Here is a 14310-nt window from a genome sequence, read left to right as displayed (position 1 = left end):
ACAAGCAGGTTTAAGATTTAGTCGAAATTTTCAGACTTACGATTTCATCATTCTTATTTCTGATAAACTATTTTTCCTCCGACTACAGTCATCATGACTTTTGCTTTTAGAATCTCATCCTCAGGAATTTCCATGATATTTTGATCAAAAACTGTAAAATCAGCAGCTTTGCCCACCTCAATAGAGCCTTTGAAGCCCTCTTCGAATTCTGCATAAGCTCCAGATAAAGTATAGGCTTTTAAGGCTTCTTCCCGAGAAAGTTTTTGACTGGCTTCATATCCTCCATCAGGTGTTCCTGCAAGTGTTTTTCGGGTAACTGAGGCATAAAAAGAAGGGATTGGGTCTAAAGGCTCTACTGGAGCATCGGTACCATTGGTGACTACCGCCCCTGTTTGAAGAAGTTTCTGCCAAACATATGCGCCATCCACAATTCGTTTTTCTCCCAAGCGGTCGATTGCCCAAGGTCTGTCCGAACTCAAGTGAATCGCTTGCATGGCAGCTATGACACCCATTTCACCAAAACGTGATATGTCTTCCGGATCGATATGCTGAGCATGTTCAATTCTAAATCGTAGGTCATTTTTATCGGGGAATTTCCCAAAGGCTCCTTCGTATTGGTCGAGGACTTCTCGATTGGCACGATCTCCAATAGCATGTGAATTAACCTGAAAGCCTGCTGGGATCGCTTTTTCTGAAACTTGTCCTACCGCTTCCATAGGGAGCGTTTCATGGCCAAAATGCCCAGGGCGATCTGAATATTCTTCTAACAACCAAGCGCCTCTGGATCCCAATGCGCCATCACAGAATAGTTTGATGGATCTTACAGATAACAAGTGGTCTGAACTATCAATCCTAGGGCCTTGTTTATACCAGTTTTCCAATAATTCTGGATCGCTTCCCGCCAGCATCACATACATTCTGGCTGTTAATTTTCCTTCTTTCTTGAATTTTTCAATCAGGTCAATCGTAGATTGTCCACTCCCGGCATCATGAAAACTGGTAATTCCTTTTTCTGCCAGTTCCTGAAGAGCCAATGTTAAGGCTTGTTCAGCGCGCTCTGGTGTTTCTGCCGGTACTAGGTTTCCTACCAAAGAGGAAGCCCTTTCGGTCAAAACTCCAGTAGGGTTTCCTAGTTCATCTAAAATAATTTCTCCTCCTTCTACTTCTCCTGGTCTTTCTCCTTTCAAGTTATTGATGCCCGCCAATTCCAATGCTTTTGCATTAGCAAAAGTCGCATGGCCTGAAGCATGTCTTAAGAATACGGGGTTGTTAGGGGATACTTGATTCAACAAATCGTTAGTTTGGAATCCTTTTACCATTTTATCAGGTTTTTCCAGCCATTTATCCTGATGCCATCCACGTCCTGTGATCCATTCTCCAGGTTGGGCTTTAGAAACTGCTTCCGCTACTTTATCAACCAATTCATCATAGGATTGTACATACATAAGGTCCAGTTCCAGTTTGTTGTATCCAATTCCCATCAGATGGGCATGGGATTCTATGAACCCTGGAGTCATGGTCCTACCTGTCAAATCAACAAGTTGAGTTGCTTCGGAAATATAATCAGCCATTTCACTGCTACTTCCCAAAGCTAGAATTTTACCATCCTTTACGGCAACTGCCTCCACGATGGGATTAGCTTCATCTACCGTATAAATCTTTCCATTGGTAAGGATCAAATCTGCTGATTCTTTTTTGGAACAACTTTGAATTAGGATCCCTAAAAGGATGAAAAAAGCAATATGTTTCATAAGGTGGTGGGTTTAATGGACTGAAGCTACTCTTTTTGTACCGAAACCCAAAGGGATTACTTCATCCAGATTTTTCTGGAAGTAGTGAATTTTCCATCCACTTCTAATTGTAAAATGTACAAGCCTGGCGTCAAGAAACTACCTTGAATTTCCAGCTCTTGATTGGATTTAATCTCAATATTTTCTAAAAGTACTTGCCCTAAAGCATTCACCAACCTTCCTTTTGCAGGTAAATTGGATAGGATTTTAATTGGCCCTTCGCTCGGATTAGGGAAAAATCTGATCTGGAATTCATTTTCGTTAGGAGGGGTAGGGCTTTCTTCTGCCTTTAGATAGATGAGACCTCCTGCACGGGTTCCTAAAATCAAATCGGGATTTCCTTCAAAAATAGGCCTTACCAAGGCAATCCAAGTATTTCTGCCTAATCTGGTAGGATGGTTTTCTTCAGAGATTTTAATTTGAATATCAGTCCTTGCGGCAGAGTTCATAAAGTTGGTGATCTTTATCAGCAGGCCGTTTTGATCTACTGCATACAGGTCTGGTAAAGTCTTCCCATCCACTGCAATGGTCAAATTTCTATTAGCAGGATTGTCTTCAAAACCTAAAAAATCATCCTCCACGAGCATGGACGTTTTTTTTGAAAAATCCATTTGGTAGAGATCCAAACTGCCATTTTGGGCAGCTACTAAAAGATAATCCCGTTCCTCAAAGTGGAAGAATTGTAAATAATCCCCACGATTTGGCTGATAGCCTTCCCATTCGGTTGGTAAAAATTGGCTTTGGTCTTCGTTTAGTTCATAGATTGATTGGGAGGGAATTCCATTGATATATCTGATCCCAGAAACCAAGTTATGATGAACTCCATCTATATCATTAAACAGGATGTTTTGGGCATCGATCAGCTCCAATTCATCCAATGGGGTGTTTAATACATCTAGTTTTTGGAAACTGCCCTCGTCTAATTCAAAAATGGATTGTTTACTGATGATTTGTCCATTGATCAATTGATTGGACAAGGCGAAGATGGAACCTGCGTTTTTATTTCCGATATAGATGGGTCTACTGTTTTCTCCCAAATCAATCATTTGATCTTGAAGAAATCCATCCATTTCTTGCCCGTTCCTATCCAATTTTATAAGGGATTGCTGGAAGTCAATCCCATAATTTATAGCCGATTCATTGGTGTTTAGACTAATGATCAACTCCTCATTAATTTCTTGAGCAGCATGAAAAATAGGGAATTCAGGCAGCCTTCCATAGGTAGAGAGTTCATTGGTGAAATTGGAGAAAAGTGCATTTTCTTCATCTCCCTGATTGGGTAGAAAGTAGAGGGTACTACATTCATCTCTACCCAACACTAAATCGGAAACACCATCCCCATCAAAATCCCTATAAAGAATAGAATGTCCTCCTGCGTGCTGAATTCTATCATTTTCATCAGAAAGGGTTCGCAAATCTATTCCAGAACAAGTCGCACCAAAAGCTATATCCCCGCAACCACAAAATTCAAAATTGCCCCAGTGGGTTTCAGGAAATGCAAATCCATCAATATCAGGACTCCCTTTTCGATCCATACTGGTGTTTTCATAAAACTCCAGGTAGTCCCCTGATGCAAAATTGAAAATGACCAAATCTAAATCCCCATCCCCATCCAAATCCTGAATGAGTGGAGTGTCCAAATTGTTCGCCTGGATATTTCCAGAATTATCAATTTTCAAGAAATTTTGAGCTACTTCCCAAAAAATAGTACTCCCTATCGAAGTGTTTTTATAGGCTTTTATACCTAGCGGAGTGGAGGTGAAAAGGTCTTTCTTGCCGTCGAAATCAAAATCGGCCAAAATCAGAAATCCTGCAATATCCGATGGAAAGAAATAGCTGAGTTCGGGAAGGTGAGTAAAAGTGTCTCCAGATTTCTTGTATACCTGAAGTTGACGGGAATTGATGTCCCAGATCACCCATTCTTCTATCTCATCTCCATCCAAGTCAATGGTTTGAATCTGTGCTGAATTAATTCCTCCTGAAAATGGTGAACTCAAAGTGGTTCCAGACTGGTTGACCGTCAGAGAATAATCAAAGGAATAAATTTCTTGGGCATGAATACGAAAGGTGAAAAGTAGAAATAGACAGAATATAGGTTTTCGCATCGTGAATCAAAGAAATCTAAAATTAATACGGATGTATCACCTCAAAGATGTGAATGATTCGTTTATTTTGGGAGTAAAATTCCTTTAAAATGAATCTTTCTATCCTTTACCAGCTATTCAAGAAAAGTACAGGAGTCAGTACCGATACCCGGAAAATCGAACCCGGAAATGTGTTTTTCGCATTAAAAGGCCCGAATTTCAATGCTAACGAGTTTGCTCCTAAAGCCCTGGAAATGGGTGCTTCGTTAGTGGTGATAGACGATCCAGCCCATTTTGTAGAGGATGATGAGCGTTACTTTCTGGCAAAGGATGCTTTGAAAATGCTTCAGGATCTTGCGAATTATCATCGAAAGCAACTGACAATCCCAATAATTGGTTTGACTGGTTCGAATGGAAAGACCACTTCTAAAGAGTTGTTGAATGCAGTCTTGAAAACCAAGTACAAGACGGTAGCCACGTTGGGCAATCTAAACAACCATATCGGGGTTCCTTTGACGTTACTGTCCATTCCAGAAGATGCTGAAATTGCCATCGTGGAAATGGGTGCCAACAAGCAAGGGGATATAGAAGAGCTTTGCGATATTGCCAAACCTACTCATGGCTTTATCACAAACATAGGGAAGGCACATTTGGAAGGAATGGGTGGACCTGAAGGAGTATTGAAAACGAAAACGGAATTGTTTCAGCATTTGAGAGTAAATAGAGGAACAGTTTTTATCAATTCTCAGGATCCGATTTTATCCAATATGGCAAAACGATTCGATCATCCTGTACTATACCCAGCAAAGGGGGATTTTTGTGAGGTAGGATTTGTAGAGGCTAATCCGTTTGTGAAATTCACCGTAGAAGGAGGAAATGAGGAGTATTTGAGCTCTTTGATCGGAGCATATAATTTTGGAAACATTGCCACAGCGCTAACGGTAGGAAAGTTTTTTGAAGTACCTATGGATCAGGCGGTGGAAGCGGTGGTGGCTTATAAACCATCTAATATGCGATCTCAATTGATCGAGAAACGTAGTAATTTAATTATTCTAGATGCCTACAATGCGAACCCTTCCAGTATGGAAGTAGCTATCCGTACCTTTGGTAAAATGACGGGTAGAAAGCACAAAATGATCATTTTGGGGGATATGTATGAGTTGGGAGATCATTCTGAAGCAGAGCATGCAAAGCTCGGCGAAATCGTAAGTGAATATCAGATAGATAAAGTGTGTTTTACTGGGAAAATGATCGTGTCGGCTTTGACAAAAGCGCCAAAAGCATTGTACTTTCCAGATCCATTTTCTTTCAGAAACTGGCTTCAGGATAGCCAGCTGGAAGATTATCTGATCCTCATCAAAGGGAGTAGAGGAATGAAGTTGGAAGGGTTGGTAGATTTTATCTAAACCAAAAATTCTTTGTCTCGGTTAATAAACCAATAAAACTTTTGAAAGCTATGCGACTTTATTTAGAATTCTTATCAGAACTTGCTCAAAACAACTCAAAAGAGTGGATGGATACTCACAAAAAGCAGTATTTGGAATGCAAGGAGGAGTTTTTAGAAGATGTGGCTGTAATTCTAAAAGGATTGGCAGAATGGGAGCCTGCTTTTGAAGCATTTAAACCCAAAGATTGCGTGTTTAGGCAAAATCGAGATGTGCGTTTTTCTGCGAATAAAGACCCTTATAAAATCAATTTTGCAGCCTATTTTTCACCTAAGGGGAAAAAGTCTGAAGGACCGGGATATTATCTGCATATCCAGCCTGGACAATCATTTTTAGGAGGGGGGATATATATGCCTATGGGGGAAACCTTGAAAAAAATTCGCAAGGAAATTGATTATTCGGGAGCTGAACTTAGCAGGATCGAAAATGAGGCTTCGTTTAAGAAAGCATTTGGAGAGATTCAGGGAGAGAAGTTAAAAACCAGCCCACGCGATTATGATGCGGGGCATGAATTCATCGAGTATCTAAAACTGAAAAGCTTTACGGTGACGACTCCCTTGAAAGACCAGGAAATAAAAAATGGTCAATTTATTAAACGTGCTTTGGAGGCTTTTAATACCATGAGGCCGTTTCAGGAATTTCTTTCCAAAGCAGTGGAAGAAGTGGAAGATGGTTCTGGGTTATTATAAGAACAGTTTTTCCAAAGTGGCTGCAACTCCATCCTCTTTATTATGTAGGGTGATTTCCTTTGCAACCGCTTTTACTTCAGGGCGGGCATTGGCTACCGCTACACCATAGCCTACGGATTGTAACAGGTCAATGTCATTGTAATTATCCCCAAAAGCAATGACCGATTCCATTCCAAAATCGAATGAGTGTTCCAGGATTTTTTTCAATCCAGTGGCCTTTGAAATTGCTTTGGGGGCTATTTCCAGATAATTGTCATTAGACCGATACAAATGAAGATCTTCCGAATTCTCGAAATGGAGTTCTCCGAAAAGCCATGAAATTTCCTGGGAATCCCCCATGCACATTACTTTATGAGCTCCTGAATTGTCTTTCGCCCAGAGTTCAAGGACCTCTTGAGTAGGTAACCAAATGCAATTGGTTTTGGTATTCCTGATTTCTCGTTGAGACCAATAATCATCTTTCTCTTCATACCAATCTTCCCCTTGGTATAGGCTGACATGGATATTGGTGTTTTTGGTCAATTCCAAGATCTTACTTACCAGAGCTAAAGGAATTGAAACAGAATCCAGGATTTCACCTTGTGCACTCAAAACATAACCACCATTATAACTAACCAAGGGTTGGTCAGACTTTCCAAGGTCTCTCACTAAGTGACGCATGGCATTGGGCATTCTTGAACTTGCAAGAATGACGGGGAAATCCGGGTGAAATTTACTTACTATCGCTTTTAGGCGTTGAGATAAGTCACGTTCTGAATTGAGTAAAGTTCCATCTACGTCAGAACAAAAGGCTTTTATTTTCATGTGGCTTTGCACGGTTTTGAAAGGTCACATGGAATCTAACAAACCAAACCATTTGGTCAGGTTAATTTTCAATCACATGCTGGATTTCGTTAATCGAATTCGGACCAGTCTATTTCATCGGCAAAATTGGTGAATACTCCAAAACCAATAATAGCGATGACAATCATGACAGCAGCGAAAATAACAAGTTTCACAATAAGTTCGGCTTTCGCCCAATTTGCTTTGTCAGGATCCGTGTTACTATCCACAGCCCATACAATTAACATGATGAACCCAATTAATGGAAGCCTTTTAATGATCACTGAGATGATCCAGTCTCCAAGTGTGGTTTTTGGCTTTTTGAACTCAGGTGGCATTTCCATAAGATTAGTAGGTTAGATTAAAAGTCTTTGGTATCGAAAGTATATTCTTGCATCGCAATATTCTCAGGATTGTTTGGGTCCGTCTGAATAAACTGTACTGTAATCTGTCGATAATTTTCAGAGTTTTCAAAATCTCGCAGATAGATTTCTGCACAGTTTCTGGCAAGGACTTCGGGTTGATTGCCAAGTTTCACAGGATCTCCATTTTCCAGTTTTAAAAAAATTGTGGATTCGGTATGATCATCGACAGTCGAACTATTGAGTGCTACACTCATTCCTTTAAAATCCCCAATTGCACGTATTTCTTCTGAGGGCATAAATCCTTCCCCCATCATACTTTCCATTCCTTTGAAGGCAAGTTTTGCAATGTTTTCAGGGTTGCAAGAACAAGATGAAAGAAATAGCCAAGAACATGCTAAAATCGAAAAAAGCGTGAAAATTGATTTTTTCATGAGAAAAGATTTAGAGCAAGATACAATTACTCATTTACCTTTTCAACATGCAGTTGGATGTTATAGTCTTTTTCTTGGTAGGACTTAGTCGTGTTGGGGTAAGGGCTGACGTCTTTTAAAGAGAAGCGATAGGCATCCACTTGCACTTCAGAAGGTATATTTCTAAAAGTTGGATAAGTACTTAATAAATAAGCTTCTTCATTTCCGTCTACCTCAATAAGCACTTCCAATTCAGCAAGACCCTGCCAAATACACACTACATTTTCAGGACAACGGGAGTCCTCTATGATTTTTGAGAAGGTGATAGAAATAGGAGCCTCGCAAAAACTAATGGTTTCATGGAAGGCAATGTTTACTGGTTTGCCTAATTGAAAGGTCTCACAAGGAGATTCACTTTGACAGGAAGTAAAAATGAATAGGAAACAGGTGGATAGAAAGAAATGATTTTTCACAGGATTTTTCGATGCTTAAACTAACTACGTGTGAAGCAGTGGAATAGCTACTTTCGAAATGTATAAATTTTAAAGAGGGGAAAAATAAAATTTATTTGGACAACTCATCATGGCAAATCGATGTCCTAGGTTTGATAAAAAGAGATTGAAACAAAAAAGCCTCACAATTCTGTGAAGCTTTGAAAGTGGAGAATACCGGATTCGAACCGGTGGCCTCTACACTGCCAGTGTAGCGCTCTAGCCAACTGAGCTAATCCCCCAAATGTAGCGCTCTAGCCTCCTCGATGGCTATCGGGATGAGCTAATCCCCCAAAAGGTTTGCAAATATAGAAAGGGCTTTTTACTGAACAAATAAATAATTACTCGGTCGAGTAATTAATTCTGGTCATAATACTTCTTCCTAAGGTTACTTCATCGGTATATTCGAGTTCACCCCCAACAGGGATCCCTCTTGCGATGGTACTTACTTTAATCCCTTTTTCTTTTAGTCTTTTGGCCAAATAAAAGGAGGTAGTATCCCCTTCCATAGTAGCGCTAAGTGCTAAAATGATTTCCTGGATGGGTTCTTCCTCGTCTTCTTGAGATAAAGAAACTCGTTCCAATAGAGATTCAATAGTCAACTCTTCAGGACCAATTCCTTGAATTGGAGAAATGACTCCTCCTAAAACGTGATAGGTTCCTTGATACTGGTTGGTGTTTTCTATCGCTAAAACATCTCTAATATCTTCTACTACACAGATAACTGTTTTGTCTCTGCGCATGCTGGCACATATCTGGCAGATTTCTCCGTCTGAGATGTTATGACATTTTTTACAATACTGAACTTCCTGCCTCATTCTTGTTAAAGCGAGCGTCAGGGCTTCAGTATGAACCTCATTTTGTTTTAATAAATGTAGGGCCAATCGTAATGCTGTCTTTTTCCCTATTCCAGGTAATCTGGAAATTTCTGTGACAGCATCTTCAATTAATTTGGAAGGGATATTCACTCAGTTTCGATTATACGATTGCAGCTTGGATTCCAGCGTCTAAAATAGCCTCGCACATCGGCTTAAGCTCTTCTACACTTCCTTTTTTTACCGCACATTTTCCTTTGAAATGGATGATCAAAGTACATTGCTCGGCCTGCTCTGGGCTATGCTTGCAAACTTTTACCAGAATGTTAGCTACATGGTCGAATGTGTTGACATCGTCGTTATAAACGATGAGGTCCGAAGAATCTAAATCTACCGCTTCCTCCAACAATACATCGGTCTCTTCCTCAAATTGATAAGTCATGTTCAATCGATTCATTTTGCAAAATTAATAATAATGGACAAATTAGCGGCTAATCCCAACCGCATTTATGAATTCACAGGTAGTTCTAGTCGTTATTTCCTGCTATTTTTTACTGCTTTTTTTGATTTCCTGGTTTACTTCCCGCAAAATCACTGCCGACACCTTCTTTACAGGAGATCGACAATCTCCATGGTTTTTGGTTGCTTTTGGGATGATTGGAGCCTCCCTCTCTGGAGTGACATTTATCTCTGTGCCAGGAGAGGTAGGTAATTCTAACTTCTTTTATTTCGAAGTTGTTTTGGGTTATACGCTTGGATATTTCACGATTGCCAAGGTGCTCTTACCTCTTTATTATCGCTTAAATCTCGTTTCAATATACTCATATTTAGAGGATAGGTTTGGTTTTTGGTCTTATAAAACGGGAGCCTTTTTCTTTATCCTTTCCAGAACAGTAGGCTCTTCTTTGCGTGTGTTTTTGGTTGCCTCCGTACTGCAATTGATTTTATTCGATTCTTTGGGAATACCGTTTTGGGTTTCCGTATTGATTACCGTTGGATTAATTTGGCTGTATACCTTCCGAGGGGGAATCAAAACGGTCGTTTGGACGGATACGCTTCAGACATTTTTTATGCTGGCAGCAGTAGTGGTCAGTATTGTTTTGATTGGGAATGAGTTAGAACTATCAGGGATTTCCGAATATTTCAAAGTGATATCAGAAGATTCCCGCTCGACTATTTTCAATTGGAACTGGAAAGATGGTACCAATTTCTTCAAACAGTTTATTTCAGGAGCTTTCATAACCATTGTCATGACCGGGTTGGATCAGGATATGATGCAAAAGAATTTGACCTGTAAAAACATTGGAGATGCGCAAAAGAACATGTTTTGGTTTACCATCTGTTTAGTGATTGTGAACTTGCTATTCTTAGGGTTGGGAGTCATGTTATATCTCTTTGCGGAAACAAAAGGGATTACGTTGCCTGCAAGGACAGACGAATTATTTCCTTTGTTAGCTACTCAATATTTTACTCCATTTGCAGGAATAGTTTTCGTATTGGGGATAACGGCGGCGGCCTATTCCAGTGCCGATTCTACCTTAACCGCATTGACCACTTCATTTTGTGTGGACTTTCTTGAGTTGGAGAAAAAGTATCCAAAAGAAAAACAGGTAAGGGTAAGACAGAAAGTACATATTATATTCACATTTGTAATGTACTTCGTGATTCTTGCTTTCTATTGGATCAATGATCAAAGCGTCATTAATTCGGTGTTTGTGATAGCAGGTTATACTTACGGTCCTTTGTTGGGCCTCTATTCTTTTGGCTTATTTACAAAGATGCAGGTGAATGATAAATGGGTGCCTTATATTGCAGTAGCGGCTCCTACTTTAACATATCTTATTGCGTCCAATTCAGAAAAATTACTCTGGGGATATAAGTTTGGTTTTGAAGCCCTGATACTAAATGGCTTGCTGATGTTTTTAGGCCTTTGGTGGGTTCGTAAAAAATGATCAGATTAAAAGTTCCTTTTCTGGATCCCAAAACACTTGGTCAAAATTCTTGATTTTATCATTTTCAACGATCACTCCCTCTTTTTCTAAAGCTTCTTGCATGGCTGTTGGGGTAGAGAAATGGTGTTTACCTGTCAACATGCCTATCCTATTTACAACCCGGTGAGCAGGAACATCAGGTAATGAATGGGCTGCATTCATAGCGTATCCCACCATTCTTGCTCCACTTTTCAACCCTAAATAATGGGCTATGGTACCATAACTGGTAGCTCTACCTTCGGGAATTTCCCGAACCACCTGGTATACCAAATCAAAATAATTAGGCTTCTCGTTCTTCATGAAATAAATTTATAATCGCTTGATTGATCGTTTTTCTAACTTTTGATTCAACTTCCTTTTCTCCTGTTTTGATGGGGAATTGAAATCGGATAAGCTGGTATTCTGATTTCCTCTCCAAAACACTTAATTGAGCCCCTTTGAGGTAAATATAATCGGAATAAAGCCCCAACTTGTCAATTAATCGCCGTTCAATCTCATCTAAAGGAAGGTCTGATTTAGTGGACACTTCAAAATCAAAAACCAGTTGATGCGCGTTATTTCTACTAAAGTTGACAATCTCTGAAGCCAAAACCATGGAATTCGGTACTATGATCGTTTCTCCAGTTTCATTTTTAAGGACTAGGTTGATCAGTGTGATGTCTCTTATGAAACCCGTGTTTTTCCCAATTTGGATTTTGTCTCCAATCTCCAACTGATCCGAGAACATGATGATGAGGCCATTTGCAATATTGGTAATGTAATCCTTGGTGAGCACTGCGATGGCGGCCGCCACAATGGTTATGCTCGTTAAAAATTCCAAGGGCCGAATTCCCAAAGCAAGCATCAGTGAAATCAGTAGAATGATCACATTGAGAATCCAGGTGATTCTTCCGATTCCAATTACAAAGTTGGGTTGTACTTTTTCATCCTTGGTTTTTTTTAAGTAAAAACGTAATGCTGCAAATCGTCCAAGAGAAATGATCAAATTCCCGCTAAGTAAAAAAACACTCGCTCGAATCAGATTATTGATGGCTGGGTAATTATCTAGGAATGGACGTAACACCGTGTTGCCCACGTAGATATAGTCAAGTGAGATAAGTAATAAAAGCTTCAAGACAAAATTTCGCCTTTTTACGTTCTCCTTACTTTGAATGCTTGTTTTTAGTTGATTCATGCCTAATTCTAAAAATTAAGGGTAATTTTAGGAATAATCGGACAGAGATTTTCATAAGTATGAGCAGAAATATAATAATTACAGGCGCAAGCGGGAATCTAGGTTCTGCAGTGGTCGAAAAATTTAAAAGAGAAGGATACCATATCATTACTTTGACTCATCCCAGTAAAGATGAATTTATCGAAGAAGCAGACGATAGCTACGAGGTAGATGTCACTAATGAAGAAGAAGTACAGGCATTTGTAGCTGAATTTCAACTTCAGTATGGAGAATTGGATGCATTGGCCTTATTGGTAGGGGGATTTTCTATGGGAGGGTTTGATAAAACCAGTCAGGAAGATATCCAGAAGATGTTCCAACTGAATTTTTTCTCTGCATTCCATCTGGTCAAAGGGTTTTTACCAATTATGAAAAAACAGCAGAAAGGCACGTTTTTGTTTGTTGGAGCTCGACCTGCTTTAGAGCTATCTTCTGCCCCAGATATGCTAGCTTATTCATTGAGCAAAAGACTAGTGATCACCCTTACGGAAATTCTTGGTGAGGAAATTAAAGATTCACCTATTCGTTCACACGTATTTGTTCCAAGCATCATTGATACTCCTGTGAATAGAGAGTCTATGCCTGATGCCGATTTTACAAAATGGGTACGTCCCGATGAAATTGCGGAAGCCATGCATTATGCAGTAAACACATCTGCTTTACGAAATATGACCTTTAAGCTTTACGGAGAAGTTTAAAACTTAAATTGATGAAAACAAAGCTACTTTTAAGTATTTGTCTGCTGATGTCTGTTACATTCTTGTCCAAGGCACAATCGGAAGAAGAGGCAGTTAAGGAAGTAATCATCTCTATGTTTGATGGAATGCGTGCTAAAAATGCCGAGCAGATTATTTCGGCTTTTTCAGAAGATGCGATTATGCAGACCATCCAAAATAAACCGGAAGGTACAGTGATTGGAAATAACACCGTAGCTGAATTTGCTAACAGTATAGCTTCAGTTCCGGCTGAAACCTATTTGGATGAAAGATTGACGGATTTCGTCATCAAGGTAGATGCAAACATGGCAACGGCATGGACTCCCTATCAGTTTTATGTCAATGAGAAATTCAGCCACTGTGGAGTGAATTCATTCCAATTGGTCAAATTTGAAGGGGAATGGAAGATCGTCTACATCATCGATACAAGGAGGAAAGAAGCCTGTGTAGAATAAATGAACGGTTTTAAACATCAAGTTTTCCAGGCGGCGATTGACTTGCTGGAAGAAAGAAAATCTTTGTTGGCAAATGAGTTGTCTTCTCTTCAATTAAGCATCAAAGAAGAAACTAAGAGTTCGGCCGGAGATAAATACGAAACCGGACGAGAAATGATGAGGCAAGAAATTGGGAAGGTCGAAAATCAATTCAAGCAGAATCAGCAATTGCTTCAAGAATTTCAACATTTACTAAATACTTCGAAGGATTCAGAGAAAATCACGGAAGGTTCCTTGTTGCAGTGGGGAGAGGATTTATTATTTATATCCGCTAGTTTAGGCGAATTAGTGGTAGATGGTAAAAAGGTGTTTTTATTAAGTAAAAATTCTCCTTTGGGCCAAGTTTTAATGGGTAAGACAAAAGGTCAAGAGGTGAGTTTCAGGGGAAAATCAAAAAGGATAAATGAGGTGTATTAATTTTGAGGAATAAACGTCATCAAATCACCTGCTGGCCCTTTTAATATTAGTTTATTTTGATTCAACTCAAAGGAATGTACCATTCCTAAGGCTTGCAGAAACTCATCTTCTTTCACATCGGGACAAGCTTTTCTGGTCATTGCTCCTGGATCTAGTTTTAAGTCCGAATCTTCCAAGCTATAGATTCCAGAAAAGTTATTACAGCCTGTGAATCCACTAAGTGTACCGGTATCATTGAAATTCAAAGTTGGTATGCTTTCTGGGAACAATTCTGAAATAGCCGAATTTCCATTTAACTCCTGAAGTATCCACGTGACATTTCCTAACTGGTCCATGGCTGTTTTTTGGATTGTCTTACATTCAACCAGGAGAAACACCAACAAAAAAATGGGGAATAGTTTAAAAGCCTTCATAAAATTTGTGATTATTGCTCGATCAATTTAAAAAATTTTCAGCCCAAATACTCTTTCGGGTTTGATTAATAAATCAGATAATACTTAGTGTGAAAAGCTCAATTTGATAGAATTTTTATCGATTTCTTAAATAAATAGTAACTTTTTTGAAAAAC

The 14310-nt window shown here is 39.4% G+C and carries 17 protein-coding genes and 1 tRNA gene; 6 read left to right on the top strand and 12 right to left on the bottom strand.

Annotated features, from left to right (window positions below; all coding sequences use genetic code 11):
- Positions 1-53 precede the first annotated feature (53 nt).
- Positions 54-1751, bottom strand: a complete 1698-nt coding sequence (locus BUR11_RS12470) for an amidohydrolase (RefSeq protein ID WP_074225331.1) — start codon at positions 1749-1751, stop codon at positions 54-56.
- 56 nt (positions 1752-1807) lie between these two features.
- Positions 1808-3895: a T9SS type A sorting domain-containing protein gene (locus tag BUR11_RS12465; protein WP_074225330.1), complete on the bottom strand. Its 2088-nt coding sequence runs from the start codon at positions 3893-3895 to the stop codon at positions 1808-1810.
- 89 nt (positions 3896-3984) lie between these two features.
- Here BUR11_RS12465 and BUR11_RS12460 point away from each other — a divergent pair, with 89 nt between their 5' ends.
- Together BUR11_RS12460 and BUR11_RS12455 are read left to right on the top strand one after the other, a co-directional pair.
- Positions 3985-5280: a UDP-N-acetylmuramoyl-tripeptide--D-alanyl-D-alanine ligase gene (locus BUR11_RS12460; protein WP_074225329.1), complete on the top strand. Its 1296-nt coding sequence runs from the start codon at positions 3985-3987 to the stop codon at positions 5278-5280.
- 50 nt (positions 5281-5330) lie between these two features.
- Complete coding sequence (locus BUR11_RS12455) at positions 5331-6008, top strand: DUF2461 domain-containing protein (protein WP_074225328.1); 678 nt, start codon at positions 5331-5333, stop codon at positions 6006-6008.
- Here BUR11_RS12455 and BUR11_RS12450 read toward each other — a convergent pair.
- From BUR11_RS12450 to BUR11_RS12420, 7 genes are all read right to left on the bottom strand, one after another.
- Positions 6003-6812, bottom strand: a complete 810-nt coding sequence (locus BUR11_RS12450; RefSeq protein WP_074225327.1) for a Cof-type HAD-IIB family hydrolase — start codon at positions 6810-6812, stop codon at positions 6003-6005. The genes BUR11_RS12455 and BUR11_RS12450 overlap by 6 nt on opposite strands.
- An 89-nt stretch (positions 6813-6901) precedes the next feature.
- On the bottom strand, positions 6902-7174 hold the full coding sequence (locus BUR11_RS12445) for a hypothetical protein (protein ID WP_074225326.1): 273 nt from the start codon (positions 7172-7174) through the stop codon (positions 6902-6904).
- A gap of 17 nt (positions 7175-7191) precedes the next feature.
- The gene (locus tag BUR11_RS12440) at positions 7192-7626 is read right to left on the bottom strand and encodes a hypothetical protein (protein WP_074225325.1); all 435 of its coding nucleotides are present in this window, start codon (positions 7624-7626) and stop codon (positions 7192-7194) included.
- Positions 7627-7652: 26 nt separating this feature from the next.
- Entirely contained in the window at positions 7653-8078 is a 426-nt protein-coding gene (locus tag BUR11_RS12435) for a hypothetical protein (protein ID WP_074225324.1), read from the bottom strand.
- 186 nt (positions 8079-8264) lie between these two features.
- A tRNA-Ala gene (locus BUR11_RS12430) sits at positions 8265-8338 on the bottom strand.
- Positions 8339-8437: 99 nt separating this feature from the next.
- A complete protein-coding gene (gene recR / locus BUR11_RS12425) occupies positions 8438-9064 on the bottom strand; it encodes a recombination mediator RecR (RefSeq protein ID WP_074225323.1) in 627 nt (208 codons plus the stop codon).
- A 10-nt stretch (positions 9065-9074) separates the two neighbouring features.
- Positions 9075-9368 carry an ATP-dependent Clp protease adaptor ClpS gene (locus BUR11_RS12420; RefSeq protein ID WP_074225322.1) on the bottom strand — a complete coding sequence of 98 codons (294 nt, stop codon included), beginning with the start codon at positions 9366-9368 and terminating at the stop codon, positions 9075-9077.
- Between the two features lie 52 nt (positions 9369-9420).
- On the opposite strand from BUR11_RS12420, the gene BUR11_RS12415 reads away from it, so the two are divergent.
- Positions 9421-10863, top strand: coding sequence for a sodium:solute symporter (locus BUR11_RS12415; RefSeq protein ID WP_074225321.1), 1443 nt, complete (start codon positions 9421-9423; stop codon positions 10861-10863).
- On the opposite strand, the gene BUR11_RS12410 is transcribed toward BUR11_RS12415, so the two are convergent.
- Complete coding sequence (locus tag BUR11_RS12410) at positions 10864-11202, bottom strand: MGMT family protein (protein WP_074225320.1); 339 nt, start codon at positions 11200-11202, stop codon at positions 10864-10866.
- Positions 11183-12076 (bottom strand): mechanosensitive ion channel family protein, encoded by an 894-nt coding sequence (locus BUR11_RS12405; protein WP_074225319.1) that lies wholly within the window; start codon positions 12074-12076, stop codon positions 11183-11185. Before BUR11_RS12405 ends, BUR11_RS12410 begins: the two co-directional genes overlap by 20 nt.
- Positions 12077-12135: 59 nt before the next feature.
- Here BUR11_RS12405 and BUR11_RS12400 point away from each other — a divergent pair, with 59 nt between their 5' ends.
- From BUR11_RS12400 to BUR11_RS12390, 3 genes are read left to right on the top strand one after another with little or no spacing between them, the layout of a single operon-like run.
- A complete protein-coding gene (locus BUR11_RS12400) occupies positions 12136-12813 on the top strand; it encodes an SDR family NAD(P)-dependent oxidoreductase (RefSeq protein ID WP_074225318.1) in 678 nt (225 codons plus the stop codon).
- 11 nt (positions 12814-12824) lie between these two features.
- Positions 12825-13286: a nuclear transport factor 2 family protein gene (locus BUR11_RS12395; protein WP_074225317.1), complete on the top strand. Its 462-nt coding sequence runs from the start codon at positions 12825-12827 to the stop codon at positions 13284-13286.
- Complete coding sequence (locus BUR11_RS12390) at positions 13287-13742, top strand: hypothetical protein (RefSeq protein ID WP_074225316.1); 456 nt, start codon at positions 13287-13289, stop codon at positions 13740-13742.
- On the opposite strand, the gene BUR11_RS12385 is transcribed toward BUR11_RS12390, so the two are convergent.
- Positions 13739-14155, bottom strand: coding sequence for an META domain-containing protein (locus BUR11_RS12385; protein WP_074225315.1), 417 nt, complete (start codon positions 14153-14155; stop codon positions 13739-13741). The two genes, BUR11_RS12390 and BUR11_RS12385, sit on opposite strands and share 4 nt — an antisense overlap.
- Between the last annotated feature and the right edge of the window lie 155 nt (positions 14156-14310).

The sequence above is a fragment of the Algoriphagus halophilus genome (assembly GCF_900129785.1).
GTDB classification, from domain to species: domain Bacteria; phylum Bacteroidota; class Bacteroidia; order Cytophagales; family Cyclobacteriaceae; genus Algoriphagus; species Algoriphagus halophilus.
This window is presented reverse-complemented; position numbering and strand designations above follow the sequence as displayed.

What these genes read in the sequence shown, in the direction of transcription:
- BUR11_RS12470 (WP_074225331.1), bottom strand. Translation starts at nt 1,751, where the DNA reads ATGAAACATATTGCTTTTTTCATCCTTTTAGGGATCCTAATTCAAAGT.
- BUR11_RS12465 (WP_074225330.1), bottom strand. Translation starts at nt 3,895, where the DNA reads ATGCGAAAACCTATATTCTGTCTATTTCTACTTTTCACCTTTCGTATT.
- BUR11_RS12460 (WP_074225329.1), top strand. Translation starts at nt 3,985, where the DNA reads ATGAATCTTTCTATCCTTTACCAGCTATTCAAGAAAAGTACAGGAGTC.
- BUR11_RS12455 (WP_074225328.1), top strand. Translation starts at nt 5,331, where the DNA reads ATGCGACTTTATTTAGAATTCTTATCAGAACTTGCTCAAAACAACTCA.
- BUR11_RS12450 (WP_074225327.1), bottom strand. Translation starts at nt 6,812, where the DNA reads ATGAAAATAAAAGCCTTTTGTTCTGACGTAGATGGAACTTTACTCAAT.
- BUR11_RS12445 (WP_074225326.1), bottom strand. Translation starts at nt 7,174, where the DNA reads ATGGAAATGCCACCTGAGTTCAAAAAGCCAAAAACCACACTTGGAGAC.
- BUR11_RS12440 (WP_074225325.1), bottom strand. Translation starts at nt 7,626, where the DNA reads ATGAAAAAATCAATTTTCACGCTTTTTTCGATTTTAGCATGTTCTTGG.
- BUR11_RS12420 (WP_074225322.1), bottom strand. Translation starts at nt 9,368, where the DNA reads ATGAATCGATTGAACATGACTTATCAATTTGAGGAAGAGACCGATGTA.
- BUR11_RS12415 (WP_074225321.1), top strand. Translation starts at nt 9,421, where the DNA reads ATGAATTCACAGGTAGTTCTAGTCGTTATTTCCTGCTATTTTTTACTG.
- BUR11_RS12410 (WP_074225320.1), bottom strand. Translation starts at nt 11,202, where the DNA reads ATGAAGAACGAGAAGCCTAATTATTTTGATTTGGTATACCAGGTGGTT.
- BUR11_RS12405 (WP_074225319.1), bottom strand. Translation starts at nt 12,076, where the DNA reads ATGAATCAACTAAAAACAAGCATTCAAAGTAAGGAGAACGTAAAAAGG.
- BUR11_RS12400 (WP_074225318.1), top strand. Translation starts at nt 12,136, where the DNA reads ATGAGCAGAAATATAATAATTACAGGCGCAAGCGGGAATCTAGGTTCT.
- BUR11_RS12395 (WP_074225317.1), top strand. Translation starts at nt 12,825, where the DNA reads ATGAAAACAAAGCTACTTTTAAGTATTTGTCTGCTGATGTCTGTTACA.
- BUR11_RS12390 (WP_074225316.1), top strand. Translation starts at nt 13,287, where the DNA reads ATGAACGGTTTTAAACATCAAGTTTTCCAGGCGGCGATTGACTTGCTG.
- BUR11_RS12385 (WP_074225315.1), bottom strand. Translation starts at nt 14,155, where the DNA reads ATGAAGGCTTTTAAACTATTCCCCATTTTTTTGTTGGTGTTTCTCCTG.